Here is a 24053-nt window from a genome sequence, read left to right as displayed (position 1 = left end):
GTCGTGGGCTGTGCTCAGAGGCTGGACTTGGAAATGACCTGCAAGGTCATTTGTTCCAGCAAGCGGTTCATGTGAATGAACTGGGCGAAACGCTTGTCCTGGGTCTGGCCGTGGTAGTAGCGGTAGTAGATCTGCTGAACGATCCCTGCCAGGCGGAACAGGCCATAGCAATAGTAGTAATCGAAGTTGTCCAGGCGGATGCCGGCGCGCTCGGCGTAGTAATCGACGAACTGGCGACGGCTGAGCATGCCCGGCGCGTTGCTTGGCTGGCGGCGCATCAACTGCACTGGCGCCGGGTCGCCGGCTTCGATCCAGTAGGCCAGGCAGTTGCCCAGGTCCATGAGTGGGTCGCCCAGGGTGGCCATTTCCCAGTCCAGCACACCGATGATGCGCATGGGGTTGTCCGCGTCCAGGATGACGTTGTCGAACCGGTAGTCGTTGTGCACGATGCTAGGGCGCGGGTGGTCGGCGGGCATTTTTTCGTGCAGCCAGGCGGTTACCGTTTCCCAGCGTGGCGCATCCGGTGTCAGGGCTTTTTCATAACGGCTGGTCCAGCCCTCGATCTGGCGCTGCACGTAGCCCTCAGGCTTGCCGAGGTCGGCTAGGCCGCAGGCGGTGTAGTCCACCTGGTGCAGCTCGACCAGGCGGTCGATGAAGCTTTTGCACAGGACTTCGGTCCGGCTGGCGTCCAGGTTCAGTTCGGCCGGGATGTCCGAGCGCAGGATGATGCCCTTGACCCGTTCCATCACATAGAACTCGCCGCCGATCAGGCCGGTGTCGGTGCAGTGTGCGTAGGCCTTGGGGCAGTAGGGGAAGCCGCTGTTGAGCTGGTTGAGGATGCGGAACTCGCGGCCCATGTCGTGGGCCGACTTGGCCTTTTGACCGAAGGGGGGGCGGCGCAGCACGAAGTCGCGGCCCGGGTAGCTGACCAGGTAGGTGAGGTTGGAGGCGCCGCCAGGAAACTGGCTGATGCTCGGCAGGCTGTGCAGGCCGGGGATATTGGCTTTGAAGTAAGGGTCGATGACGGCCGCGTCGAGTTCTTCGCCGGGGCGTACCTGGGTGGACTGGTCGGTGAGCGTCATGCGTCTTCCTTATTCTCGATAGCAAGTACTATTGGGTAATTTAATGGTCCGTCAGGATTGGAACAATCGTCCCATGTGCCAAATAGGTGAGGGTGTTGCTGGTGGATCACTGCACCGAATGCAGGGCAAAAAAAACCGAAGCCGTCAGGCTTCGGTTTTTCGATCATCCGGTATTCCCAGCCCTCAGGACGGGAACAGCTCGCTGAGTTTCATCGACAGCATCATGTCGCCCTCAACCCGCAGCTTGCCGCCCATGAAGGCCTGCATGCCGTCGGTTTCGCCGCTGACGATACCTTTCAGGGTTTCGGCGTCCATCACCAGGGTGCAGTTGGCATCCGGGTTTTCGCCTTCCTGCAGGTCGCAGGTGCCGTCCTTGACGATCAGCGCGTAGTGCTTGTCTTCGTCGGTGATGTTGAAGCCGAACACCAGGTCCAGGCCGGCGGCAGCGGATGGGTTGAATTTCTCTTGCATCTTTTTGACGGCATCAGCTACGGAGGTCATGGCGCATTCCTTATAGAGTGATTTACACGTCCCCGCAGGGACACAACAAGCCGGGCTTATCGGTAGGTGACAAGCTCCGGCGCCCTCAACAGCTGCACATGGGCCTGGCTGTTGAAGGAGGCCAGTGCCACGTCGCGGCCGCGAAACTTCAGCTGGCTGAGCGACGTGTTGATGATCTGCCAGTTCAGCGCGAACGCCTGGCTGGGGGTAATGCCGGTAACCAGGTGGAGCAGGGCGGCAATGGTGCCACCCGAGGTGAAGATAGCAACATGATCGCCGCTGCCGGCGGTATCCAGCACGCGTTGCAGCCCACCTTGTACGCGGGATGTAAACGAACGCCAGGTTTCCAGGCCATTATCGGCATGCTCGCCATCGTGCCAGCGTTGCACCATCAACGCGAACAGACGCTGAAACTCGCTGCGGTGCTGCGCAGCATTGCGCAGCACATGCAGGGCATCGGGCTCTTCGGACAGCAAGTCGGGCAACAGGGCGCGGATCACACCGTCGGCATCGAACTCATTGAATGCGGCGTCGGTCTCAACCGCCGGCACCGGGCAGCCGTTGGCGTGCAGCGCCTGCAGCGCCAGCCGCGCGGTATCCTGCTGGCGGCGCAGGTCGCCAGCCACGCAGCGGTCCAGCCGCACGCCCAACTGGGCCAGGTGCTCACCCAGGGCCTGGCTCTGGCGCACGCCCACGGGCGAGAGGACGTCGTAGTCATCGGCACCGAAGGAGGCTTGGCCATGTCGAATCAGGTAGAGATTGCCCACGAAAGGTTCCGGCCTGTTGGAGGTTGCTGCGAGGTTAGGATGCGGCTCACGGGCTGTCAACGAAAAAACATACAAGCGTTTGAAAAGGTTGTTTGAAAGGTGTTGCCAGCGTTTACACCGGCTGGCAGCACCACAGACGCAACGGTATGCTTGCAACAGTGACGCGCCGTAGTGGCGCAGGTATTTAAGGAGTCAACGTGGAGTTTCTTGCCGAATACGCAAGCTTTCTCGCCAAAACCGCCACCCTGGTCATCGCCATACTGGTGGTGCTGTCGGCGATCGCCGGGCTGCGTGGCAAAGGTCGGCGCAAATCGGGCGGGCAATTACAGGTCACCCGGCTGAACGATTTTTACAAGGACCTGCGTGAGCGCCTGGAGTCCGGCTTGCTCGACAAGGCTCAGCTCAAGGCCCTGCGCAAGCAGCAGGCCAAGGCGGAAAAACAGCAGAAGAAGGGCAAGGCCGAGGACAAGAGCCGGGTATTCGTACTGGACTTCGATGGCGACATCAAAGCCTCAGCCACCGAAAGCCTGCGCAACGAAATCACTGCGCTGCTGACGCTCGCCACCGCGCGTGACGAAGTGGTACTGCGCTTGGAAAGCGGCGGTGGCCTGGTGCACAGTTACGGCTTGGCTGCGTCGCAACTGGCGCGTATTCGCCAGGCGGGCATCCCGTTGACCGTGTGTATCGACAAGGTGGCTGCCAGCGGTGGGTACATGATGGCCTGCATCGGCGAGAAGATCGTCAGTGCCCCATTCGCCGTACTGGGGTCTATTGGCGTGGTGGCGCAGTTGCCCAACGTCAACCGCCTGCTGAAAAAACACGACATCGACTTCGAAGTGCTGACTGCTGGCGAATACAAGCGCACCCTGACCGTCTTTGGCGAAAACACCGAGAAGGGCCGGGAGAAGTTCCAGGAAGACCTGGACATCACTCACCAGTTGTTCAAGGATTTCGTTTCCCGCTATCGTCCGCAGTTGCACATCGATGAAGTGGCCACTGGCGAAGTCTGGCTGGGCGTGGCCGCCTTGAATCGCAAGCTGGTTGACGAGTTGCAGACCAGTGACGAGTACCTGAGCGAGCGCGCACGCAACGCCAACCTGTTCCACCTGCACTATGCCGAACGCAAGAGCCTGCAGGAGCGGATTGGCATGGCCGCCAGCGGTACCGTGGAGAACGCGGTGGTGGGCTTGTGGAGTAAACTCAGCCGCCTGCGCTAACACCTTGAACCCGTTGAAATTTTTTTTCGTTCAGGGGGTTGCAAGGTTAAAAGAATGAAGACATAATGGCGCCCATCGAAACGCAGCAAACTTTGAAAAAGGTTCAGCGTTTCAAGGAGATAGCAAAGCGCAAGCAGCTAGATCCGACCTTTGAGGCCGAGTAGCAAAGTGGTTATGCTCCGGATTGCAAATCCGTCTACGCCGGTTCGATTCCGACCTCGGCCTCCACCATTCGAAAGCCCCGCAGATTAACGTCTGCGGGGTTTTTCTTTGTGCGCAGAAAACAACAATCGTTTCCGCATCATTGGGCATCGTTTCCGCATCGGCCCCCTATTTGGTCGGGCTGACTACCTCACCGACCCGGCGATAAACGCGCTTGGTGATTTCCTCCTTGGAGTGCCCAAGCAGCCGGCTCGCGTGGCTGATGTCCTCAATCTCCGACGCGGCCTTCGGTCGGATATCGCGGAACTGGAACTGGCGAACTTTGGTGGCCAAGTCTGTGTTGCCATCGGCTATCAGCTTGCGTGCTGCCTTGTCCCGCGCCTCGCTGAATCGGTTCCTCAGCATTTCCCAGCTCATGCGCAGGCCTGAGTCATTGGTGATGAGGCGTGAGTTGCGCACGCCTTGCAGCTTGCGCCGCTCCAGGAGCGCCTCGATGAATAGGCCCAGGCCAGTGAGTTCGCCGTTGACGTGCCGGCGGATGCGAAGTTTCTTGTCGGTCTTGTTCTGGTCGACCCACAGGTAGTCCTCGTCGAGGTCGACGGTGCTGAACTTCAGGGTATCCGCCGGGCGCTGGCCAGCCAGGTAGGCGAGGTCCATGGCGTCCTTCAGGCCCTGGTCGGCCTCCGCGTACACTGCGTCCCAGATTTCGTCGGCGGCGTAGAAGTCGCGGACCTTCTCCTTGTTCCGGCGAACAGCCAGGCAGGGGTTGCGCTCGGCAAAGCCCCATTCCATGGCCATGGTAAATACGTGCGAAAGCAGGGCGATTTCCCGGTTTGCCCGGGTCTTCGCGGTGCGGGCATCCCGGTACTGGGCGACGACGGGCGGGGTGATTGCCTCGATTGGGGCATCGGCAAATGCCGTGCGCAGCCGCTCGAGCTCGTACTTGTTGTCTTTCTGGGTCCGTGGCGCCTTCGCCGGGATGATGTCCCGCTCGTACCGGTCGAACAGTTCACCCATCGTTGCCATCACCTTCGGCGCCGCCTTGTGCTCCAGGCGCGCCCACTCGAGCTTGGCCTCTGCTAGGTCTGTCCCCAGTGGAATTTCCTGTCGCTTTCCGTCTGCATCCCTCCCGTTGTAGTAATACCCAACCCACAATTTACCGCTCTTCAGCTTGCGAACTCGCCGCAACATCCGAGGCGGCAGGTCCTTGTTCGATGCCTTCCTGTTGCGCATCTTTTACCCCACGCGCGATAAGTCTAAAGTCCAAGTTTCTGTTGCTGCATTCGTTGCGGTTGGCTTCACGCCAGCCATTTTGAGGCGGGCGTATACCCGCCCAACAACGGGCCGCCGGGCCCGAGTCAGCGTGTACTGCCAGCCGTTTTTGGCCAGCCAGGCGATTTGTTTGCTTGGGATCTGGTAGCCGGTGATTCGAACCACCTCTTCCTCGTCAAGAAACTCGCTTGCATGTTCCATGGTGCGGGCTCCCCGCCTTCGATGGCGGAAGGTTGGTGTTCACGTTCGGGACTTGATGATCTGCTCGCCCGCCCTGGATGGTGGCGAAGCCTGCTGCTTGGCGGATCTTGGCGCAGCGGCCGTGTTTGCCGCGTGTAGGCGGAATGCCGCAGGCATCACACATAACGGACATGGCGGGGCGGACGAAACTCTGCATCCCCTTGGCGTCCTTGGTGTTCGGCCTGTAATTGGGGGTGGTTGTCACAGCGAGAACCTCTCATTGATTCGACGAGCGTTCGGGCTGAAGGCCAAGTGCTCGAAGTTCTGGCGGCTGTTCACCGTGGGTAGCGTCTCCGGCTGAGGGCGTCGGGCTTCGTTGAGGCGCTGTAATTCGACCAAAGCGGCGATCAGCGCCACGACAAGCACAAGGCTGATCAGTTGCCAAAGGCGTTGATGGTTAGGCATGTTCACGACCCTCACTGAGTTGGCTGAGCACCTGGCGGTTGGCAAGCTCGAACAGTTCGTTGGCAGAGATAGGCATAAGCGACTGCTCACAATTGCGCACGGCGTCAAACCGCGTGCGATACAGCCCGGCCTGGCCGAGCCAAGCGACGGCGTGATGCTCAGCGTCTGAAACGGAGCAGGGTGTCGCTAGACGTTCGCCTTGAGAGCCAAGCTTGCATTTTTTGCAGATGTGATAGCCGCCGTCGTAAGGGTCAACCGTTTCCCAGAGGTGCTTGTGTATGGTCATGCTGCAGTCCCAGCGTTTGCGCGGCTGGCCGGGGTTTCGCGCAGTTGGGTGTGAATGCGTTTAGCCAGACCCTCCAGTCCAACAGCTTGTAGTCTGGCGCGTGATGCCTGCTGAGTTGCCTTCATTGCGGTTAGCGTCCGCTCGGTGAGGCTCAGGGTTTCCAAGGCGCTGATGAGTAGCTCGTAGTCCGCCCTGGTCACTGCAAGCCCGGTGAAGGACATGATCCGGGCTTCGAGTTCGCGGATGCTGCCTTTGAGGTGTGCGATAGCTAGGTGATGCTTACGCTGGTCCGCCTCGGTCTGGACTCGGGCTTCGTCCAGGTCGTCTTGAAGGCCTTTGATCTGCAATTTCATATCGGCTTTCAGGCGCTGTTTGCCGGCGTCCAGGCCTCGGTTGAAGGCGCGATGGCGGGCTTTCGCAAACAGGAAAGGCAGGATGAGCAGGGTGATCAGCCAGAGGATGCCCATGGCAAGAACTTGTTGATGCGGTTGCATGTGTTGTGCTCCTGATGTTCAGTCCCAAGCGGTAAAGCTGTGGTGAGGCTTGGTACTGAGCGAAGTGCCCCAGGTGGCCGGGGCCGCCTTGTTACTTATTGATGCTCCCCGTGCCCCACGGAAGTAGGCCGGAGCTGGCGGCGGACAGTCTCGACGAGCTGGTCCTTGCAGTGGCCTTTAGTGCTGGCACAGATGTCCCCAAGATCATCCAGCACGATCACGCGGAAAGGGTGTTCAGGGTCGGTAGTGGGGCTGATGTAGGCAGTGTGCTCGGGTCCGAGAGCGGTATTGACCGATTCCAGCGCCTCCCGCATTGCGATGGCCTCTCCTGATCGCCGTCCTGATTCCGTCCGGCCGTTGGCCAGGTCCTGCAGAAAGTCCCGAAGGGCCATGTACTTCGACGAGTCGCCTCTCTGAAGGGTGATCGATCCGGTGGCGGGTCCGAACGTCACCTTCACTTGGTGGGTGCGAAGGTCGTTCTCGATCTCAACATGGGCGTCGATGCTGGTTTCGGGGCGCTGCATTGGGCAGCGGGTCGTGCCTCCGTTCTCCAGTACATGCTGGAGCAGCATCACGCGGCGGAGGGGAATGAAGAACTCGCTCATGCTTGGCTCCCTCCAGTTGGTCGGTTGGAGAGCCACTCATTGAGCTGTTTGCGGGGGTAGCGGACCTTGGAACCCACTTTGATATACGGCACGGAATAGCGCCCAGTGCATCGCCATGCGGCGAGAGTCCTGGGGCTGACGCCGAGCAGGTTTGCCGCCTGGTCGGGTGTCATTAGCTCGACCTGTGTCATGCGTGCCCCCCGTCGTCCAGGGTGGCCATTGCTAAGCCTGTGGGCGTGGTGATGACTTTCAGTCCGGTGCGGCGCTGGAAGGCATCAATGAAGCTGGGGCGGGTGCAGGCGGTGGGGTGCAAGTAGACCTTGCACCCTTGGGTGCGTTGTGCGCGTAGCATGTCTGAGCCTCGGTGGTGAGAGGATTGCGGCTCAGACAATACTTAAACGAATACGCTGGGTCAATACCTTTTCGTACTGCCCGCGTATACCTCAATACATCAGAATATCTCCACCTTCGATACGACCACGCCGCAGATCACGGCATCATCTGGTAGCTCAATGATGGGATCTGGCCAGGATGGGTTCAGTGGCTTGAGGAACTGGCGTTCGCCTTCGATGACAAGCTGTTTGAACGTTGCTTCCTTGCTATCCGCGAGCTTTGCGATTACCAGAGAGCCGTTCTCGTAGTCCTTCGCGGGGTCGACAAAGATTATGTCGCCCTCTCTGAATGAGCGACGTTCATGCGGGTTGAACATCGAAAGGCCGCGAACTCTAAGGGCAAACGTGCCGCTGCTGTGCGAAACCGCGCAAGGCAGCCAGGACTCGACATTCTGAAGCTCAAAAGGCTCCTGCATTTCGCACCACGCCCCAGCTTGCACCCAGGAAATCAACGGCACGAATCCGCGAACCTTTGGTCCTGGTTCGACGTTTGAGTGCGGGCCGGTTGTGACCGCGGGGTTGGCTTCACCTTTCCAGAGCCATTCGGTAGAGACTCCCAGCACTTTAGCAATTCTTTCAACATTCTGTTGGCGGGGGCTGGCGGACGTTCCAGACAATATTCTGTGAATAGTGGGTTGTGGTACGCCAGACCTCCTGGCGAGCTCGCCTCCGGACAGCCCTAGCTCATGCATGCGCTTTGCTATGCGGTTTCCTATCACTGCTCATTGCTCTGATTTGTTTACGTATCGCAAGTGTATTGCTTACATCTATTCGTTTGGGTAATATCCATCTATTCGCTAACGAATAGGTAAGCGCTATGTCCATACAAGAGATGCTTCAAAAACTGATTGAACGGGGTTTCTCGCAGCGCGCTATTGCTGAGCGAGTGGGGGTTACCCAGCCAACCATTTATCGAGCAACGAAGGGCGCGGCGATCCGCTATGAGGCGGGCAAAGCGATTGAGCGCTTTTATGAGGAACAGATGGGCCAGCCTGCTGAGGGCGGCCCGCAAAAGGATTGCTGAGCTGGGGCCTCTCACCACAAGAATCCCCCAGCTCGGCGTTAGCAGTGCAAAGCACTGTGTATCCCCGCCATCCGGAACCTCTCACCACAAGTTGCTCCGGATGACTAGAACGACAAGCCGTGTCGCACAACACATTGGAACAGGCATATCGGTCGTAGTCGTAGGATAGGGCTTGCCCGCTCCCATGGCTACACCGTTAACCGAGGTTTAACGGTTATGAGTCGCATCGACACTTTGCCGGGCGCTGGCCCGGTGCTTTCCCTGCGGCAGGCGCTCTATCGCGCTGGTCGTGACTATCCGGGCGGAATCACCGCGCTCGCCTATGACATGGGCATTGATATCGATGCCCTGCAGAAGAAGCTCAAGCACGACGAAGAGCGTCGCTGGCTATCCCCCGACGAGTTGGAGGAAGTCCTTCAGTGGACCAGGTCCGCCCGAGTCCTTGACGCCATTGGCAGAGCTGCAGGTGTCGTCTGGTATCGCCCAGAGCCGATGCCAGCGACGCATGGAGCACTCAAGGCGGTCGGCAAGCTGCTGGATGAAGCCGGAGAGTTCGTTGGAAGCATGCATGACGGTGCTGCCGACAACGTATGGGAACCCCACGAAGTGCTACATCTCGAGCAGCGTGGCGTGGACGTCATTCGCCAGGTACTAGCGATCATGGCGGGTGCGCGTCAGGCCATGGAGGATCGCGCCAATGGCTGATGATATTGATCGCGCTAACGACCAGGCCGAGTACTTCCTGCAAGCGGCGCTCAAGCGCCAGACCGGCAAGTTTGTAGGGCCAAGCGCGCAGTTTTGCGAAGACTGCGACGAGCCGATCCCGCTCCTGCGACAGCACGCTGTCGCAGGTTGTGAAACCTGCGTCAGCTGCCAAGAGCTGCGGGAGCGGCGCCGATGAGTGAGCGTCAACCTCCCACCACAGCCGATTGGTCGCGTCGTTACATTGAAGCCTTCGGTCTTGCCCTGGTTCCGATTGAACCAGGCGAGAAGGGACCGAAAGGTAACGGCTGGAACAAGCCCGGTGGCTATATCACCGACGCAGACGCAGCTGAAGCGTTCTGGACGATGCGTCCGAACCATAACCTTGGGGTAGTGCTTGGCCCAAGTCGGGTCTGCTCGCTTGATGTTGATGATGTAGAGCTGACCCGGCTGGTCTTGCAGCAGACGCTCGGGCTCGATGTCGACGCACTCGCCGACGCTTACCCGACCTCTGTGGGCAACCCTGAACGATTCCGCGTGATGTTTCGTGTTCCTGAGGGTGTGGAGCTGAGCCGGCATGCGCTGGTGTGGCCGAACAAGAATGACCCTGATGGCGCCATCTACAAGGGGCTCATGGCGCAAGTAAAGTCTGCCATGGACGAGGGCGATGCGACTCGCGAGGCGGCTTTCCGCATGGCGGCTGAACCCTTTAAGAAAGTGACAGTGTTCGAGCTGCGGGGCGGCCTGGTGCAGGACGTGCTGCCACCATCCATTCATCCAGGCACTCGTAAGCCCTATACATGGCGTACCCCGCCGGTGGCAGGTGGCTTGCCTGAGTTGCCTGCCGATCTGCTGGCCATCTGGCAGGACTGGGATGAATTCAAGCCCAAGGGAGAGGCTGTTTGCCCGTGGAGGCCGAAGCCGGTAGCGCCTGCAGCCCGTCCCATGCCCAAGCCATCACCGGCTGCAGCTCGATCTGGCGACAGGCTCCCCGAGGTGATCCCTGAATTCAATCGTATCCATGACATCGCCACGATGATTGAGGCGCATGGTTACAAGCGCATGGATGGAAAGTGGTTGAGCCCGCACAGCAGCTCAGGGTTGCCGGGCGTGACTATCACGGATGGAAAGCTGTACTCGCATCACACCTCGGACCCGCTGGCAAATGGGCACAAGAACGACGCGTTCGACGTGTTCTGCATTCTGAGGCACGACGGTGACCAGAGGGCTGCGACCAGGGCGGCCGCTCAGATCCTGGGCATTGACGCGAAGTCTCGTCCGCCGGCACCGCCGCCATTGGGCGAACTTCCCCATGCCCCATCGATTGTCGAGCAGGCCGAGTTGCAGCCGGTTGTCGACAGCGATGCCGAGCATTTTCCCCGTCTTCCATCGGACGTCGAGGTTGCCAGCCCGGCCGGCTCCTCGGCCAGCCGGGGGGAGGGGGGAAGCGCAATGGGAATCGACGCCGCAATGCGCCGTTTCGCCTTGGTCGAGGGGACCACGAACGTCTGGGATATAGACAAGGCAAAGCCGATGAAACGTGGCGGCTTTGAGGCTTTGGTAGGCAAGCCGCTTGCGAAAGAGTGGATGGAGCGTACTGACAAGAAGCTGATTGCTTCCGAGCAGGCTCAAGAGCTTGATCAAGCCCGACGTCTGTCAGCCAAGAAGGGCGGGGCGTTGAAGCTCGACCCCATCGAGCGGTACGTGTACATCGATGGTACCAAGGATGTTTGGGACAGAGAGAAGAAGCGCCGTATCGCCGAAGGCGCCGTGAAAATGGCCATGGGCGAAGAGTACAAGTGGTGGCTCAACAGCCAGGACCGCCGCGTTGTGGACGTCGACCATATCGTGTTCGACCCCACCATGACCAAGGACCCCAACATCTACATCAACACCTTCGAAGGGCTGCCCCTGGAGCCGGTGCGTGATGACGCGGCCTGCGAGAACCTGCGCTGGTTGATTTCGTTCCTATGCAACCATGACGAGGAAGCGCTTGGCTGGCTGACGAAGTGGTTAGCGTATCCACTGCAGAATATGGGGGCCAAGATGGATACAGCAGTGCTGATGCACTCCATCATGGAGGGCTCGGGCAAGAGTCTGCTGTTCGCGGATATCTTCGGCCAGTTGTACGGCCAGTACGCCGCGACAGTTGGGCAGACGCAGTTGGAAGGTAGCTTCAACGCCTGGCAGAGCCGCAAGCTCTGGGCTGTGTTCGAGGAGGTCGTCAGCCGAGACCAGCGTTACAACCAGGTGGGTAAGATCAAGCATATGATCACTGGTAAGACGGTGCGCATGGAGTCCAAGTTCATCAACGGCTGGGAGGAGGCCAACCATATGAATGCGGTCTTCCTGAGCAACGAGATCATGCCGTGGCCTATCAGCGATGATGATCGCCGGATGCTGGTGATGTGGCCGCTGCAAACACTACCGGTCGAGCGGCAGAAGGCCATCGGCCGGGAGTTGGTCAACGGCGGTGTGGCGGCACTATACGGTTGGCTGCTCGCGGTCGACCTCGACGATTTCAACCAGCGTACCCGCCCTCCGAAGACCGAGGCGCGGCAACGCTTGGTCGCGCTTAGTCGAACAGCATGGCAAACTTTCCTGAGCCTCTGGCAAACTGGAGAGCTTGGTCGAGGTTTGTGGGGTTGCTGCCTCGCGACAGACCTGTACGCGCTGTTCATTGAGTGGTGTTCGCGTAACAAAGAGCACTCCATGAGTCAGACGAAGTTCTCACTGATGCTCAGCGCAACGGTGGAGAAGACGCGCTCGATCCCGTGGACGGAGGGTAATAACCGTCGATTTGCGGCGTTCTTCTTCCCCGACGATCCCGAGGCTTCCCTGCCCCCATCGTTCAATGCGGCCGAGCTGGGGCAAGCCGTTATCACCTGGCGCAGCAAGGCGAAACTTGCAGGGTGGAACGTCGATGCGTGGGAACACGTCAAGGGGGTCGCAGCATGAAACCAAGAGCCCCTGTGTTGGGTGTGTTGGGTTTGTGTTGGGTGGGTTTGAGCAACCCGACACGCGTTGAACCCCCGTATTTTAAGGTTTCGCGTACCTCTGTGTTGGGTGTGTCGGGTTTGCGCGCGCGCACGCGTGCGCGCGAAATGTTTCTCCCGGCTCCACGTCCAAGAAAAAAAACCTATGCGAGGACTAAAAAACCCAACAAACCCAACACACTCAACACGCCTATTGTTAATTCGTTGAATTTATTGGGTTTTATCTGTGTTGGGTTTGTGTTGGGTTGGGTGATTTTGTGCTGGGTGTATTTTCTGGAGGGATCGCGATGACTATTGATCAGGGATTACGCCTTCAGCTCCTGGTGCGTGAGGCACAGCACAAGTCCGATATGGCTGAGTTGATCGATCAATCCTCCCGCCTTCGCCTGGTGGGTGAGCTGATGCAGCATTGGGGGGAGCAGCGTTCGCGGCTGGGGCTGACCTCCAGCATGGGCAGCCAGATGGGTACCATCATGGAGTGGAAGGGCGCTGCCCCGAGAGGTGGTGCTGCGGGGTCGCGGATTTTAGTGAGTGGGGCGGGTCTCGACCACGCGGCGGCAGAAGTTGATGCAGCTGTAGCGGAGTTGTCCCGTCGAAACGACCGAGGGGTGACCCTGGCCAAGCTGGCCACTCTGCGCTACATCCACCAGGCCAGCATGCGGGAACAAATGCGCGAAGTCGGGCTGGCCGAACAGGCAGACAGAACCTATCGGAACTGGGTCAAGGCACTACATCTCCAGGTGCTCGCTATCCTTGCTGCGCGATCAGGCCGAGTTCGGTTGCATACCGTTCGTCGGGTAGGTATGACGCTGGCAAGCCCTCTAGAACCACGGGAATAGATGCAGTTCCATGTACCGAAAATTACCCCTTTTCGGTTTTTCCGGTGGCATGTAAAAAGGCACCACGATATCAAAAGTGCGCTTAGGCGCTTCCCCCACAAGCACTGTGCTGTGCAGCCCGCCCCGACCTGTCGGCGCATTGAGAACCCTGCCAAATGGCGGGGTTTTCTTTTTCTGGCGCAGTGCTTTGCCAATGAGGCTTACATGAACAGCGAGCAACAAACGTTAGCCGAACTGCCGATCTGGATGGTGATCGTGCTGTCCCTGGTCGGCGGTGTTTCGGGAGAGATGTGGCGGGCCGACATGGCGGGCGCTCGTGGGTGGGGGCTGATTCGGCGGTTGGCGTTGCGGTCTGGTGCCTGCGTGACCTGCGGCCTGTCTACCAACATGCTGCTGTACGCCCTCGGCGTTTCAGTATGGGCGGCGGCAGCGGTTGGTTGCCTGGCTGCAATGGCCGGCGCCGATGTCGCGATCAATCTCTACATGCGCTGGGCCGCCAAGCGGCTGGGCGTGAGCGAGATGCCACCGCCCAGTCACCCTGGTGCCGGTTAAGACAAGCGTTTCTGATTAGTCGTCAACCTCATTAATGCTGGCTTTGAGCGTCCTCGCGAAGTAGCCGCGACGCTCTACAGCCTCGATAACCTCTTTCCTATTGAGTCCCAAGGGGAGGCCACCGACTTCGCTATCGACTTGGTTTGGTCGTTCAAGCCCGTTCAGGAAACCAGGTTGGAGATCTTCAAGCTGATTGATGCTTGTGCCGCGCTTCACGATCAGAAGTCTCTCAAGCGCCTGATCGCGGTAGATATCGAACTGCATTTTCAAGTCCCTTTTTGATGGGGGCGTCGGAGCGATGCCTGCCAACCGGACTTGTTACCACGCCTGCTCTTATTTTTACAGCTCACCAATCGGTGGGCTCAACCTACCTGTGAGGTGCTTATGACTCAGAAAACTTACACCGTGTTTTTGCCTGATCGTCCTTTGCCCATTTGTATCGAGGCTGACGACTTCGCGCCTTTGGGTTGCGAACTGGTTCTGCGTAAGGGCGACGAAGCGGTGGCGCGTACTTCTGATCGCGGTTTTGTGGTTCGTACCGACTTGGCGCACGAGTCTTGCGCAAATGCTGAACTGTTGCCTTGGGAGCAGAAGCGTCCGAGCGTGGAGCCGATTGCGCCTGGCGCCGTTGCGGAGATCAAAAGCCATCCTGCCCCAGTGTGGCCTTTTCTGGCCGGTGTCGGTGCGGCGTTGGTTGGCCTCTATGGGGTCGGCTGCTGGTTGGTGTGATGAAGTGCTTTGGCCGTTGCTCGTTAGGGGCGGGGACCCTGGCGATACGGCCGGGGTACGGGGCAGGAAACCCGCGGTTCTTCGCTAGCGGACAGTTCACCAGCTTAGTGAACTGCGGTGAACTGGTTAACCCCCTGAGTTCATTGGGTGAACTGGACTTTCCGACATGACTTATCTCACCAAATCGGAGTTCGCTGCCCGCCACGGATGGTCGAAATCCTACGTTTCAAAACTCGGCAAGCAGGACCGCCTGGTGCTTTGCTCGGACGGCAAGGTCGACGTCGAAGCCACCGAGGCGCTGCTGGCCGAATCGGCCGATCCGAGCAAGGCCGCTGTCGCGGCCCGGCATGAAGAAAACCGAGTCGAGCGGGATGTGCGTAGTCACCTCCAACCTGGCGGCGACACACCTGCGGTGCAGCAACCGGAACTGTCGCCTTCTGGTGGCCCTAACTTCCAGCGGTCGAAGGCTCATCGCGAGTTCTACCTTGCGGGTCTGGCGGAGACCGAGTTCTACAAGGTTCGAGGCAATCTGGTTGAGCGGGCCGCAGTCGAAGGCGCGGCGTTCGCAGCGGGGAGGCTGCTTCGTGAGCAGTTTTTCGGCTTGGCCCCACAGCTAGCTGGCGAGCTGGTTGGGATGAGCGACTTGTGGGAAGTCGAGAGGCACCTCATTGACACTTTCCGTCGGATCTTCACCGAAGCCGCCAACATGAATAGCGCCGACCTTGAACAGGCCATTGGCCTGAAACAATCCACTAACCAGAGCTGAGCTTATGCCCACCGGATACGCAGACGGTGCAGAGGTGTACCGCGAAGCGTTTTGCCGAGGGCTTACGCCTGACCCTGATCTTTGGGTCGACGAATGGGCAGATGAGTACATGCGAATCCCGCGTGGTACCGGTGCCGCAGAGCCTGGCAAGTATCGCACCGCGCGTACGCCGTATGCCCGCGAACCTATGCGCTGCCTGTCACCTGCTCACCCGTGCAAGCGGGTGGTAACCAAAATCGCTTCGCAGCTGATGAAAACGCAGATCGCCCTGAACTGGATCGGAGCGCTGATCCACATGGCTCCGGCCAACATCTTGACACTACTGCCCACCGGGAGCTTGGCAAAGCGGGTGTCTTCTCGCATCGGCAAGACCATCGATTCAGTCCCTGAGCTGAAAGCGCGGGTGGCGGCGGTCCGGTCCAGGGATTCCCGTAATACCTTGGACACGAAGGAATTCGATGGTGGCGCACTGTTTGCCACTACGGCCGGCTCGGCGGCCAACCTGTCTGAGCTTTCGGCTCGGTATGTGTATGGCGATGAGGTTGATCGATGGGAGGTGGACGTCAACCAGGAAGGTGACCCGATCAAGCTGGCCGAAGCTAGGGGTAGTACGTTTGGGCGTAACGCTAAGTTCTACTTTTCTAGCTCTCCGCTCATCAAGGGCATGTCACGAATTGATGACCTCTACATGATGGGGGATCAGCGGCACTACTACGTGCCTTGCCCGCATTGCGGGCACATGCAGGTGTTGGTCTGGGAACGACTGTTGTATTCGGCTGATTACAGCACCACGCACTACCAATGTGCGGGACCTGAGTGCGATGTGCTTATTGAGGAGCACCACAAGGCAGATATGCTGACCAAAGGTGAGTGGCGCGCTCATGCGCAAGGTGATGGCGAGACGGTGAGCTTCCACCTAAGCGCATTGTATGCCCCATTAGGTTGGCAATCTTGGGCCACGCTGGCTCGGGAATATGAAGAAGCCAAGCTTGCTCAGAATCGCGGCAATCTGCACCCCATGCAGGTTTTCTACAACACCCGGTTGGCTGAGGTCTGGGATAGCGCAATTGAGCAGACCAAGGCCGAGGTGCTGCAGGCCCGTGCGCTGCAAGAGGACTACGTGCTGGGCACCTTGCCTGTGGGAGCGCTGGCGCTGACGGCCTCCGTTGACGTCCAGGCCAACCGCCTGGAGGTGATGGTTATGGCCTGGGGCGCCGGCATGGAGCGCTGGGTGGTCGATCACCAGGTGATCCCTGGCGACCCTGCCGACGAACGTACCTGGGCTTTGCTGGATGACCGCTTGAAGCATCGGTACCGGCACCCTTGTGGGGTGTGCCTCGCGATCCTGGCCACTGGCATTGACTCCGGCGGTCACCATACGCATGAGGTCTACCAGTTCACCCGTGTGCGTCGATGGCGCAACGTGTTCGCGCTCAAGGGGGCGAGCAAGCCGGGTAAGGCCGTGATCGCCCAGCGTCCGTCACAGGTTGACGTCACCTGGAAGGGCCAGACCGAACGCAATGGTGCCGAACTGTGGATTGTTGGTACCGACACGGCCAAAGACTGGATCTACAACCGTTACAACTTTGAAAAAGGGCCTGGCGCGCTGCATTTCGCCAAGGACCTGCCCGATGAGTTCTTCCAGCAGTGTGTCGCCGAGCGCAAGGTCGTCCGGTACGTGAAGGGTCATGAGCGGTTCGAATGGATCAAGAGCAAAGCAGAGCGAAACGAGGCGCTTGACCTCATGGTGTACAACCTGGCCATGGCCTATTTCCTCGGCCTTCACCGCTACGTCGAGCACGACTGGGACAAGCTGCGGCAGGCGCTCGCGCAGGCGAGCCTCTTCGAGCAAGGCGAACCGCAGCCAGCCCGGCCCCAGGCTGCCGAGCCCGACGCCGACGATCAGGACGAAGACGATACACCGTTGAGGTCTGCAACTCCGCCGGCGCCGGTCAGGCGCAGCGATCCGCCGCCACCCCAGCAGGCCCCTCGGGCGGCGCCGCAACCCATGCAACGCCGCAGCTCCAGCAGCGGCTACCTAAAGAGACGCTGACATGGCATACACGAAAGCAGACCTCGCCACCGTCGAGCGTGCGATCGCGCGTGGTGAAAAGATCGTTCGGTACTCGGACCGCACCGTCGAGTATCGAACGGTTGACGAGTTGATCAAGGCCCGCGATCTGATCCAGTCCGAACTGGTCAAGGCAGCGGGGCCGCGCTCGCGCGTTACACGCCTCTACCACGGGGGCAAGGGACTATGAGCGGGCGTTACATGTCCATCGGCCGCTCGGGAATCTTGGTGCCCGAGCGGATCAAGGCCAGCTACGAAGGCGCCGCCGAGGGGCGGCGCTCGTCAGGGTGGGATGCGCCGGATACCGGTGTGAACAGCCTGATCATGCCGGCCTTGCGCAACCTGCGTTCTCGCTCGCGCAGTGCGGTGCGCAATGATCCATACGCTGCCAACGTCATCGATAAGCGTGTCAGCAACCTGATCGGCACCGGCATTACGCCGCATCCACAGCTCGCCGACAAAGAGGTGCGCAAGGCGATGCAGGTCCTGTGGGAGGACTGGGTAGATGAGGCTGATGCTGATCAGCTCACGGATTTCTACGGCCTGCAGGCCTTGGTGGCCCGAACGGTCGAGCAGTCGGGCGAATGCTTCGTTCGCTTGCGTCCGCGCCGGTTGGAGGATGGCTACGCCGTGCCGCTGCAGCTGCAATGCCTGGCCCCAGAGTTCGTCCCGCACGACAAGTTCGAGGTGACCCGCTTCGGCAATGTCATCCGCGCAGGGATCGAGTTCAATGGCATGGGGCGGCGGGTGGCGTACTGGTGCTATCGCGTCCACCCCAGCGACAAGTCCTCGCTGAATGTCGGCTACAACCAGTTGGTACGTGTCCCCGCCGAGCAGATGCTCCACATCTTCGAGCCACTGGAGCCGGGGCAGCTGCGCGGTGTGCCGCGCCTCGCGCCCGTCCTGAAGCGCTTGCGCAGCCTGGACAACTTCGATGATGCGGTGTTGTTCCGGCAGGAAGTGGCCAACCTGTTCGCAGGTTTCGTGCGAAAGCCAGCGCCGGATGGTCGGCCACAGCTTGATCCTATAACCGGGGCGGCCGTCGACCTCGACCGGGATGGGTTCACGCCAATGGTGGGGCTGGAGCCCGGCACGGTGCAGGAGCTGGGGGCAGGCGAGGAGATCGAATTCTCCGATCCGCCGGACGCCGGCAACAACTACCGCGACTTCATGCGGCAGCAGTTGATGGCTGCTGCCGCCGGTACGGGCTTGCCCTACGAGCTGATGACCGGCGACATGCAAGGCGTGAATGACCGGGCGATTCGCGTGGTGCTGAACGAATTCCGGCGCCGGTTGGAGCAGCTCCAGTTCCAGGTCTACGTCCACCAGTTGTGCCGTCCTGTGCGTAAAGCCTGGTTAGACATGGCTGTGCTGGCCGGGGCGCTCGACCTGCCGGACTACTCGCAGCGGCGCCGCGAATACCAGCGAACCCGCTGGGTGCCACAAGGCTGGGCCTACATCCACCCCGTTCAAGACGTCCAGTCCCGGCAGATGGAAATCGCTGCCGGATTCACCACTCGCAGCGAGACCTGCTTGCGCAACGGTACGGATGCCGAAGTGGTGGACGAAGAGAACGCCGCCGATCTCGCCAGGGCGAAGGTCCTGGGTATCAAGTACAGCACTTTGTCGGCGGTCGATGACGATCCCGACGAAAAGGAGAAGACATGACCCCCTTGAAACCCCTCCGTATTTTCAACAAGGCGCCCACGCAGCAGCCCGAAAACGAACAGCACTGGTACCGGATCAGCGCTGCCACTAAAGTCGAGGGTGCTGCAGACGCTGAGCCAACCCCGATCGAGATCTACATCTATGGCGAGATCGGTGGCTGGGGCATCACCGCCAATCAGTTCCTCCGCGACCTGAAGGCAGTCGATGACGGTGTCTCACCGGTTCAGGTGGCCTTCAACACCAACGGTGGCGACCTGTTCGAAGGCGTGGCCATCCACAACGCGCTGCACCGGCTGGGCGAGCGCTGCACCGCCCGTATCGATGCGCTGGCTGCCAGTGCAGGTAGCGTAGCGGTATGCGGCGCCCACCGGGTGGTGATGGCGTCCAACGCGATCCTAATGATTCACAACCCCTACACCTGGATCGAAGGCGACGCCGAAGAGCTGCGGCGGGTAGCCGATGTGCTCGACCAAGCCTTCGAGGTGATCATTGCGGCTTACAAGGCAAAATCGCCTGACATCGACGAAGTCGAGCTGCGTCGCCTGGTCAACGCTGAAAGCTGGCTGACCGCTGAGGAGGCGCTCGCGCTCGGGCTCGTCGATGAGATCGGCTCCGGCGTGCAAGTCCGCGCTTGTCTGGGCAATGGCGCTGCCATGGCCCGCTATCAGAAAACCCCGCAGGCCTTGCTTGATCAGTTGGCCAGCAAGCCGCCGGCTGAAGACCCTGTCAAGCCGCCTGCGCCCACAAAACCTGAAGTTGCTGACGCAGCGACGCTGGCGCTCATGATCACTCAGGAGTGCGCCAAGGTTGGAATCGGCAACCTGGCTGAAACGCTTATAGCTTCGACCAAGCTGATTGACGCTAGCACGGTGCAGGCAGCGCTGAAGAAGGCCAAGGCCGTGCACGGTCTTTGTGTCGCGGCGCGGTTGCCCGAGCTCGCGAAAGAGTACGTCGCTGCCGGCCTGGACGCTGATGCGGTGCGGGCGCGGCTGTTCGAGAAGATTGTCAGCTCCGGTAAGGGCTTCGAGATCAACAACGCCTTGCCGCCGGCCGACGATGAGCAGGAGAAGGTCAAGGCGCAGTTACCCAATCCATCCAGCATCTGGGCTGCCCGCCGGCAGGCCGCCAATAAAGGAGCACGACCATGAGTAACATCCGCCAGGAGCCGGTGCACGCCGGTGAGTTCCTGCTCTCCGAGGGTGCAGGAAAGATATCCCGCGAAGCCATCAACGTCGCTGCTGGTCCTGGTCTGGTCGCTGGCCAAGTGCTTGGCCTGGTAACAGCCAGCAGCGAATTCACTGCCTACGACCCCGCTGCAGAAGACGGCAGCGAAAAAGCCGTGTGCATTCTCTATGCCTCACTCGGCGAGTCCGAAACAGTTCGGCGTGGCCGCGCGGTGGTTCGGCTGGCCGAGGTCAGTGAGGCCCTGCTGACCGGCATCGACGCCGATGCGGAACAGGCATTGGCAGCGCATTTCATCATCCTGCGCTGACCCGACTCTCTCTCATCCCAACCCCGCCCTGAGCGGGGTTCTTACTTTTTGGAGTACCTCATGGCTGAAATTGCCATTTTCCAAGACGACGCTTTCGGCGTTGCAGCACTCACCGCTGCTATTAACGATCAGGAGTACGTGCCAGGACGCCTCGCAGCTCTTGGCCTGTTTCAGGAAGAGGGTGTCGCCACCCTTACCGTGCAGATCGAGAAAGACGGCGACACGCTTGCCCTGGTGCCGGCGGGCGAGCGCGGTACCTCTGGTCTGGTGGTGGGTGGTAGCAAGCGCACTCTGATCCCGTTCAACACCGTTCACCTGCCGCAGCGCTTTGCGATCAAGGCAGACGAGATCCAGGGTATTCGTGCGTTCGGCACGCTGACGGAGCTACAGGCCGTACAGGATGTGGTCAACAAGCGTCTGGCCAAGGCGAAACGCCAACTGGATGCCACTCACGAGTTTCATCGGATGGGGGCAGTCAACGGCAAGGTGCTCGACGCAGACGGCTCGTCAGTGCTGCTGGACATCTACAAGGTTTTCGGGGTGTCGCAGCAGAAGCAGTCGATGGGGCTGAATGATCCGAATGCCAACATTCAGGTGCAGTGCGTGGACGCCTTGGACATGCAAGAAGATGCGCTCGGCAACGTGACCACCACCGGTGCCCGCGCTTTCTGCGGCAAGACCTTCTGGAAGAAACTCATCGCCCACTCATCGGTTGTCGATACCTACAAGGGTAGCCAGCAGGCCGCATCGCTTCGTGGCGACGGGCGTGAAACGTTCGAGTTCGGTGGTATCAGCTGGGAGCGTTACCGGGGCAAGGTAGCGGGTGTTCCATTCGTCCCTGACGATGAAGCGCGCCTGGTGCCCGAGGGTGTTTCGGAACTGTTCCTGTCGGTCTACGCGCCGGCAGACTACATGGAAACCGTCAACACCGAGGGCTTGCCGTACTACAGCAAGCTGGAGGAGATGCCCTTCGGTAAGGGTGTTGCGGGTGAGGCTCAGTCCAACCCGTTGCACATTTGTACGCGTCCCCGTGCAGTTATCCGTCTGACCGCCTGATCATGGGCTTCCGTGACCTGATCGACGACGTGGACGCGGTGGTGTTCGATGTTCTGGGCGATACCGCTCTAATCGAGGGGCGTGAAGTGCCGGGTATGTTCTCGGCGCCCTGGCTTCAGCCCAAGCTCGGCCAGATCAATACCAGCCTGCGCGAGCCGCACCTGGTCATCCGCGTTGGTGACAACGCGGGTGTTGATACGCGGCAGAGTGTGGTGGTCGATCTCCCGCCAGAGGACGGTGGTGGCAACTACATCATCACGCGCATAGAGCCAGGCGGCGACGGCCTGATAACGCTCGTTCTGAGGAAAACACCATGAGTGTCGGCAGCTATCACAAGTTGTCAGCCAGTGCAGGGTTGTTGACCCTGCAGATGAGCCCGGAAGACGTCAAAGGCTTCGAGGACTTTGCCAAGCTGGTACCCAAGGCCATGGCGGCAGCTCAACAACGAGCGATTAACAAAACGCTTCGCTGGCTTCGCGGGCAGGTTGCGCGGGAGGTGGGGCGGCAAGAGCGAGTCGCTATCGCTGCTGTGAGGCAGCGGATTAAGGCTTTCCCGGTGGGCAGCAATGGGCAAGGCAAGCTGTGGTTCGGTATCCGCCCCATCGAAGCCAGTCGCGCTGGTCGTCCTCGGCAAACTCGAACCGGTGTATCGGTGGCTGGGCGCCGGTACCAGGGGGCGTTCTATCGGCAGGTATACGGGGGCAAGCCGGATATCTGGATTCGCACAGCCAGCAAGCATTTCGATGCTGCCGACTACCCGGATAGTGAAGTGTCTGGGGGTGGTGGTCGCCGGTCCGGCTGGATTTCCGAGAACGACAGTCGCTTCCCGCTGGCAAAGGCGAAGATCTCGCTCGACGACGTTCGACCTCACTTCGAAGCTTGGACTAATCGCGCTCACGAACGGTTGAAGGTGGTACTTGCACAAGAGCTGAACTTTGAACTGCAGAAGTATTTGCGGAGAACAGGCAATGGTTGATGACCCAATACCTCTCGCTGGGATCTACGCGGCGATTGAACAACACATCAGTGCTGCCATCACCGGGCTCGCCTATGTCGGCACCATGCCAGACGGGATCGAGGTCGTGCCGATGCCAGCGGTAGTGCTGGAGTTGGCTGGCCTTGAGAGTGCGGACAAGGATCCTGGCACAGGTGAAACTGCCGTCGATGCTCGCTTCGAGGCGCGTGTGATTGTTGGGGCAGAGGTGCCCAACTGCTTGCATGTGGTCGCGTTCGCTGCGGCACAGCTGGCGGTCCTGTTACGGATGCAGTCCTGGGGCTTAGCCGTTGAGTTTGCCCAGTTCGTAAGGGCAGAGCGGGACTGGAGCCGCCCCGAGCTGGATAGTTACGCGGTCTGGGTGGTTGAGTGGACTCAGGTGATCTATCTCGGAGAGGAGGAGTGGCCGTGGCCCCGAGAGCCCGGCCCGCTGGTGGTTGCCTTCGATCCTGACAGTGGTCCAGGCAACGAGCATCTCTACCAATCACCGGAGGCCCTGGGGTGAGTTACGTGAGCGCCGAGCACGACCGGATGCTGGCCGGCGTCGTGATCAAGGGCTATGTGGTAGCGGTCGACCTGGATTCTGGCAAGCTGCGGATGTCAGACGGTACCGGCTGGAGCAGCGCCTGGGTGCGTTGGCACTCGTTGGCTGCCGGTAAGGCGCGACACTGGCGAGCGCCCAGCCTGGGGGAGCAGGGCGCGCTGATCAGTCCTAGCGGCGATCCCGCCCAGGGCACTTTCATTCCCGGCCTGTACGGCAACGCCGGCGAGCGCCCGGACAACCGCGACCACGTCGAGGTGTGGCGCTTCGATGATGGCGGGTCCCTGATCTACGACTGGGCGGCCAATAGCTACACCATCAAGCTGCCCACCGGCACGGTCAACATCGAGGTCGGAAGCAGCAAGGCGGTACTGACCGACGACGCGATCACCGCCAAGTCGACCGCGATCAGTGCCGAGGCCGAGAGCATCACGGCCAAGGCAACCATGATCACCCTGCAGGGCTCCGTGCAGATCGATGGGCCGTTACAAGTAACGGGCGACATCTTCGGCCTCGGGAAGATCATCGACACCACCGGCAACACGCCGAACCACAAGCATTGAGGTTGATATGGCTGAACAGGACCCGCAGGCCCCGATTAATGGGACCGACCGCCACATGGTCGAAAAAATGGTTGGCTACGGCATCACCGGCTTTGCGGATCACTTCCGCATGCTGAGCTACTGGCGTCGGCTGCTGGTGGGTGAGAACGACCCGGAAGAAATCGCTCAAGGCCTGGCCATGGCGCTTATGTCTGGGCGCTACATCCCTACGCCGCGCCCGACCCGAGCCCCGGCCATCACAATCAACGTGTCGGGAAACCTCTACCCGGAGGCGCTGGCAAGTGCAATCAAATCGGCGGTTGAGCAGGCCTTTGCCGGCCATCGCTGATCCTGAAACTCAATCCATAAAGGCCCGCTTTTGCGGGCTTCGTCTTTTCTGGAGAGCCTTATGGCAGTCAAGAGAACAGCTGCGGATGACGCAGCTACGGACGCGGCCGGCTCCGCCGCTGAACCTGTCGCGCCGGGCTGCGTGACCTTCACTGACAGCGCCTACACCTCGCGCTCACTGTTCCTGCAGGCCGGCGACGGTCTGCGCGAGTTCAAGGTGCTGGCCGGCCGCGTGACCGTCCAGGCCGACGACGACGAGGCGCTGGCGTTCCTGGGTGGGCACGCTGACCTGCAGCGTCTGGACGGCTAA

General features: G+C 60.3%; 34 protein-coding genes, 1 tRNA gene and 1 pseudogene. 22 read left to right on the top strand and 14 right to left on the bottom strand.

Translation table 11 applies throughout. From position 1 onward, the window contains the following. Positions 1-14: 14 nt before the first annotated feature. The 3 genes from AC3WLP_RS01465 to AC3WLP_RS01455 all read right to left on the bottom strand — a co-directional run bounded on the left by AC3WLP_RS01465 (position 15) and on the right by AC3WLP_RS01455 (position 2350). Positions 15-1082, bottom strand: coding sequence for a phosphotransferase family protein (locus AC3WLP_RS01465; protein ID WP_088512473.1), 1068 nt, complete (start codon positions 1080-1082; stop codon positions 15-17). 183 nt (positions 1083-1265) lie between these two features. Further along, positions 1266-1583: an SCP2 sterol-binding domain-containing protein gene (locus AC3WLP_RS01460; protein ID WP_003251077.1), complete on the bottom strand. Its 318-nt coding sequence runs from the start codon at positions 1581-1583 to the stop codon at positions 1266-1268. A 56-nt stretch (positions 1584-1639) separates the two neighbouring features. Continuing rightward, complete coding sequence (locus AC3WLP_RS01455; RefSeq protein ID WP_088512472.1) at positions 1640-2350, bottom strand: histidine phosphatase family protein; 711 nt, start codon at positions 2348-2350, stop codon at positions 1640-1642. 197 nt (positions 2351-2547) lie between these two features. On the opposite strand from AC3WLP_RS01455, the gene sohB reads away from it, so the two are divergent. Together sohB and AC3WLP_RS01445 are read left to right on the top strand one after the other, a co-directional pair. Beyond that, complete coding sequence (gene sohB / locus AC3WLP_RS01450; RefSeq protein WP_004577258.1) at positions 2548-3567, top strand: protease SohB; 1020 nt, start codon at positions 2548-2550, stop codon at positions 3565-3567. A gap of 154 nt (positions 3568-3721) precedes the next feature. After that, positions 3722-3795 (top strand) — tRNA-Cys (locus AC3WLP_RS01445). A gap of 102 nt (positions 3796-3897) precedes the next feature. Here AC3WLP_RS01445 and AC3WLP_RS01440 read toward each other — a convergent pair. From AC3WLP_RS01440 to AC3WLP_RS01395, 10 genes and pseudogenes are all read right to left on the bottom strand, one after another. Continuing rightward, complete coding sequence (locus AC3WLP_RS01440) at positions 3898-4962, bottom strand: site-specific integrase (protein WP_088512471.1); 1065 nt, start codon at positions 4960-4962, stop codon at positions 3898-3900. A gap of 3 nt (positions 4963-4965) precedes the next feature. Further along, positions 4966-5202, bottom strand: coding sequence for a DUF4224 domain-containing protein (locus tag AC3WLP_RS01435; protein ID WP_088512470.1), 237 nt, complete (start codon positions 5200-5202; stop codon positions 4966-4968). A gap of 240 nt (positions 5203-5442) precedes the next feature. Further along, positions 5443-5646 (bottom strand): hypothetical protein, encoded by a 204-nt coding sequence (locus AC3WLP_RS01430; RefSeq protein WP_088512469.1) that lies wholly within the window; start codon positions 5644-5646, stop codon positions 5443-5445. Continuing rightward, the gene (locus tag AC3WLP_RS01425) at positions 5639-5932 is read right to left on the bottom strand and encodes a hypothetical protein (protein WP_088512468.1); all 294 of its coding nucleotides are present in this window, start codon (positions 5930-5932) and stop codon (positions 5639-5641) included. Before AC3WLP_RS01425 ends, AC3WLP_RS01430 begins: the two co-directional genes overlap by 8 nt. Continuing rightward, positions 5929-6426: a hypothetical protein gene (locus tag AC3WLP_RS01420; protein WP_088512467.1), complete on the bottom strand. Its 498-nt coding sequence runs from the start codon at positions 6424-6426 to the stop codon at positions 5929-5931. The genes AC3WLP_RS01425 and AC3WLP_RS01420 overlap by 4 nt, the downstream gene beginning before the upstream one ends. Before the next feature lie 95 nt (positions 6427-6521). Then, positions 6522-7031 carry a hypothetical protein gene (locus AC3WLP_RS01415; protein ID WP_088512466.1) on the bottom strand — a complete coding sequence of 170 codons (510 nt, stop codon included), beginning with the start codon at positions 7029-7031 and terminating at the stop codon, positions 6522-6524. Continuing rightward, positions 7028-7204, bottom strand: a complete 177-nt coding sequence (locus AC3WLP_RS01410) for a helix-turn-helix domain-containing protein (RefSeq protein ID WP_256596042.1) — start codon at positions 7202-7204, stop codon at positions 7028-7030. Before AC3WLP_RS01410 ends, AC3WLP_RS01415 begins: the two co-directional genes overlap by 4 nt. A 14-nt stretch (positions 7205-7218) precedes the next feature. After that, entirely contained in the window at positions 7219-7383 is a 165-nt protein-coding gene (locus AC3WLP_RS01405; protein ID WP_158249196.1) for a hypothetical protein, read from the bottom strand. Between the two features lie 99 nt (positions 7384-7482). Then, positions 7483-7881: a LexA family protein gene (locus AC3WLP_RS01400; RefSeq protein WP_256596043.1), complete on the bottom strand. Its 399-nt coding sequence runs from the start codon at positions 7879-7881 to the stop codon at positions 7483-7485. A gap of 90 nt (positions 7882-7971) precedes the next feature. Then, positions 7972-8142, bottom strand: a pseudogene (locus tag AC3WLP_RS01395) (helix-turn-helix domain-containing protein); the annotation flags it as partial. 98 nt (positions 8143-8240) lie between these two features. Here AC3WLP_RS01395 and AC3WLP_RS01390 point away from each other — a divergent pair. The 6 genes from AC3WLP_RS01390 (at position 8241) to AC3WLP_RS01365 (ending at position 13536) form a co-directional block, all read left to right on the top strand. Further along, positions 8241-8447: a helix-turn-helix domain-containing protein gene (locus tag AC3WLP_RS01390; protein ID WP_088512463.1), complete on the top strand. Its 207-nt coding sequence runs from the start codon at positions 8241-8243 to the stop codon at positions 8445-8447. Positions 8448-8663: 216 nt separating this feature from the next. Next, on the top strand, positions 8664-9152 hold the full coding sequence (locus tag AC3WLP_RS01385) for a phage regulatory CII family protein (RefSeq protein WP_088512462.1): 489 nt from the start codon (positions 8664-8666) through the stop codon (positions 9150-9152). Next, positions 9145-9348 carry a TraR/DksA family transcriptional regulator gene (locus AC3WLP_RS01380; protein WP_088512461.1) on the top strand — a complete coding sequence of 68 codons (204 nt, stop codon included), beginning with the start codon at positions 9145-9147 and terminating at the stop codon, positions 9346-9348. The genes AC3WLP_RS01385 and AC3WLP_RS01380 overlap by 8 nt, the downstream gene beginning before the upstream one ends. Further along, positions 9345-12107, top strand: coding sequence for a bifunctional DNA primase/polymerase (locus tag AC3WLP_RS01375; protein ID WP_088512460.1), 2763 nt, complete (start codon positions 9345-9347; stop codon positions 12105-12107). Before AC3WLP_RS01380 ends, AC3WLP_RS01375 begins: the two co-directional genes overlap by 4 nt. A gap of 388 nt (positions 12108-12495) precedes the next feature. Beyond that, entirely contained in the window at positions 12496-12984 is a 489-nt protein-coding gene (locus tag AC3WLP_RS01370; RefSeq protein ID WP_178085888.1) for a hypothetical protein, read from the top strand. A 204-nt stretch (positions 12985-13188) separates the two neighbouring features. Further along, a complete protein-coding gene (locus tag AC3WLP_RS01365; protein ID WP_044046940.1) occupies positions 13189-13536 on the top strand; it encodes a phage holin family protein in 348 nt (115 codons plus the stop codon). 15 nt (positions 13537-13551) lie between these two features. On the opposite strand, the gene AC3WLP_RS01360 is transcribed toward AC3WLP_RS01365, so the two are convergent. Then, positions 13552-13800 (bottom strand): hypothetical protein, encoded by a 249-nt coding sequence (locus tag AC3WLP_RS01360; RefSeq protein ID WP_088512458.1) that lies wholly within the window; start codon positions 13798-13800, stop codon positions 13552-13554. Positions 13801-13920: 120 nt separating this feature from the next. Here AC3WLP_RS01360 and AC3WLP_RS01355 point away from each other — a divergent pair, with 120 nt between their 5' ends. From AC3WLP_RS01355 to AC3WLP_RS01290, 14 genes are all read left to right on the top strand, one after another. Beyond that, positions 13921-14265 carry a hypothetical protein gene (locus AC3WLP_RS01355; RefSeq protein WP_088512457.1) on the top strand — a complete coding sequence of 115 codons (345 nt, stop codon included), beginning with the start codon at positions 13921-13923 and terminating at the stop codon, positions 14263-14265. A 166-nt stretch (positions 14266-14431) separates the two neighbouring features. Further along, complete coding sequence (locus AC3WLP_RS01350) at positions 14432-15031, top strand: terminase small subunit (protein WP_088512456.1); 600 nt, start codon at positions 14432-14434, stop codon at positions 15029-15031. 4 nt (positions 15032-15035) lie between these two features. Further along, positions 15036-17084: a phage terminase large subunit family protein gene (locus AC3WLP_RS01345; protein WP_088512455.1), complete on the top strand. Its 2049-nt coding sequence runs from the start codon at positions 15036-15038 to the stop codon at positions 17082-17084. 1 nt (position 17085) lies between these two features. Next, entirely contained in the window at positions 17086-17292 is a 207-nt protein-coding gene (locus tag AC3WLP_RS01340; protein ID WP_056806607.1) for a phage head-tail joining protein, read from the top strand. Further along, on the top strand, positions 17289-18770 hold the full coding sequence (locus tag AC3WLP_RS01335; RefSeq protein ID WP_088512454.1) for a phage portal protein: 1482 nt from the start codon (positions 17289-17291) through the stop codon (positions 18768-18770). Before AC3WLP_RS01340 ends, AC3WLP_RS01335 begins: the two co-directional genes overlap by 4 nt. Next, positions 18767-19918: a head maturation protease, ClpP-related gene (locus AC3WLP_RS01330; protein ID WP_088512453.1), complete on the top strand. Its 1152-nt coding sequence runs from the start codon at positions 18767-18769 to the stop codon at positions 19916-19918. Before AC3WLP_RS01335 ends, AC3WLP_RS01330 begins: the two co-directional genes overlap by 4 nt. Continuing rightward, positions 19915-20262 (top strand): head decoration protein, encoded by a 348-nt coding sequence (locus AC3WLP_RS01325; RefSeq protein ID WP_088512452.1) that lies wholly within the window; start codon positions 19915-19917, stop codon positions 20260-20262. Before AC3WLP_RS01330 ends, AC3WLP_RS01325 begins: the two co-directional genes overlap by 4 nt. A gap of 60 nt (positions 20263-20322) precedes the next feature. After that, positions 20323-21318: a major capsid protein gene (locus AC3WLP_RS01320; protein WP_088512451.1), complete on the top strand. Its 996-nt coding sequence runs from the start codon at positions 20323-20325 to the stop codon at positions 21316-21318. 2 nt (positions 21319-21320) lie between these two features. Then, positions 21321-21635, top strand: coding sequence for a head-tail joining protein (locus AC3WLP_RS01315; protein ID WP_088512450.1), 315 nt, complete (start codon positions 21321-21323; stop codon positions 21633-21635). Beyond that, on the top strand, positions 21632-22294 hold the full coding sequence (locus AC3WLP_RS01310; protein ID WP_088512449.1) for a hypothetical protein: 663 nt from the start codon (positions 21632-21634) through the stop codon (positions 22292-22294). Before AC3WLP_RS01315 ends, AC3WLP_RS01310 begins: the two co-directional genes overlap by 4 nt. Further along, positions 22287-22817 carry a hypothetical protein gene (locus AC3WLP_RS01305; RefSeq protein ID WP_088512448.1) on the top strand — a complete coding sequence of 177 codons (531 nt, stop codon included), beginning with the start codon at positions 22287-22289 and terminating at the stop codon, positions 22815-22817. Before AC3WLP_RS01310 ends, AC3WLP_RS01305 begins: the two co-directional genes overlap by 8 nt. Then, entirely contained in the window at positions 22814-23416 is a 603-nt protein-coding gene (locus AC3WLP_RS01300; protein WP_088512447.1) for a phage baseplate assembly protein V, read from the top strand. The genes AC3WLP_RS01305 and AC3WLP_RS01300 overlap by 4 nt, the downstream gene beginning before the upstream one ends. Positions 23417-23423: 7 nt before the next feature. Continuing rightward, a complete protein-coding gene (locus AC3WLP_RS01295) occupies positions 23424-23744 on the top strand; it encodes a hypothetical protein (protein WP_088512446.1) in 321 nt (106 codons plus the stop codon). A gap of 60 nt (positions 23745-23804) precedes the next feature. Then, positions 23805-24053, top strand: coding sequence for a hypothetical protein (locus tag AC3WLP_RS01290; RefSeq protein WP_088512445.1), 249 nt, complete (start codon positions 23805-23807; stop codon positions 24051-24053).

The organism is Pseudomonas sp. FW305-E2 (assembly GCF_058782925.1).
Note: the sequence above shows the minus strand (reverse complement) of the source record. Positions and strands in the feature narration are given on the sequence as shown.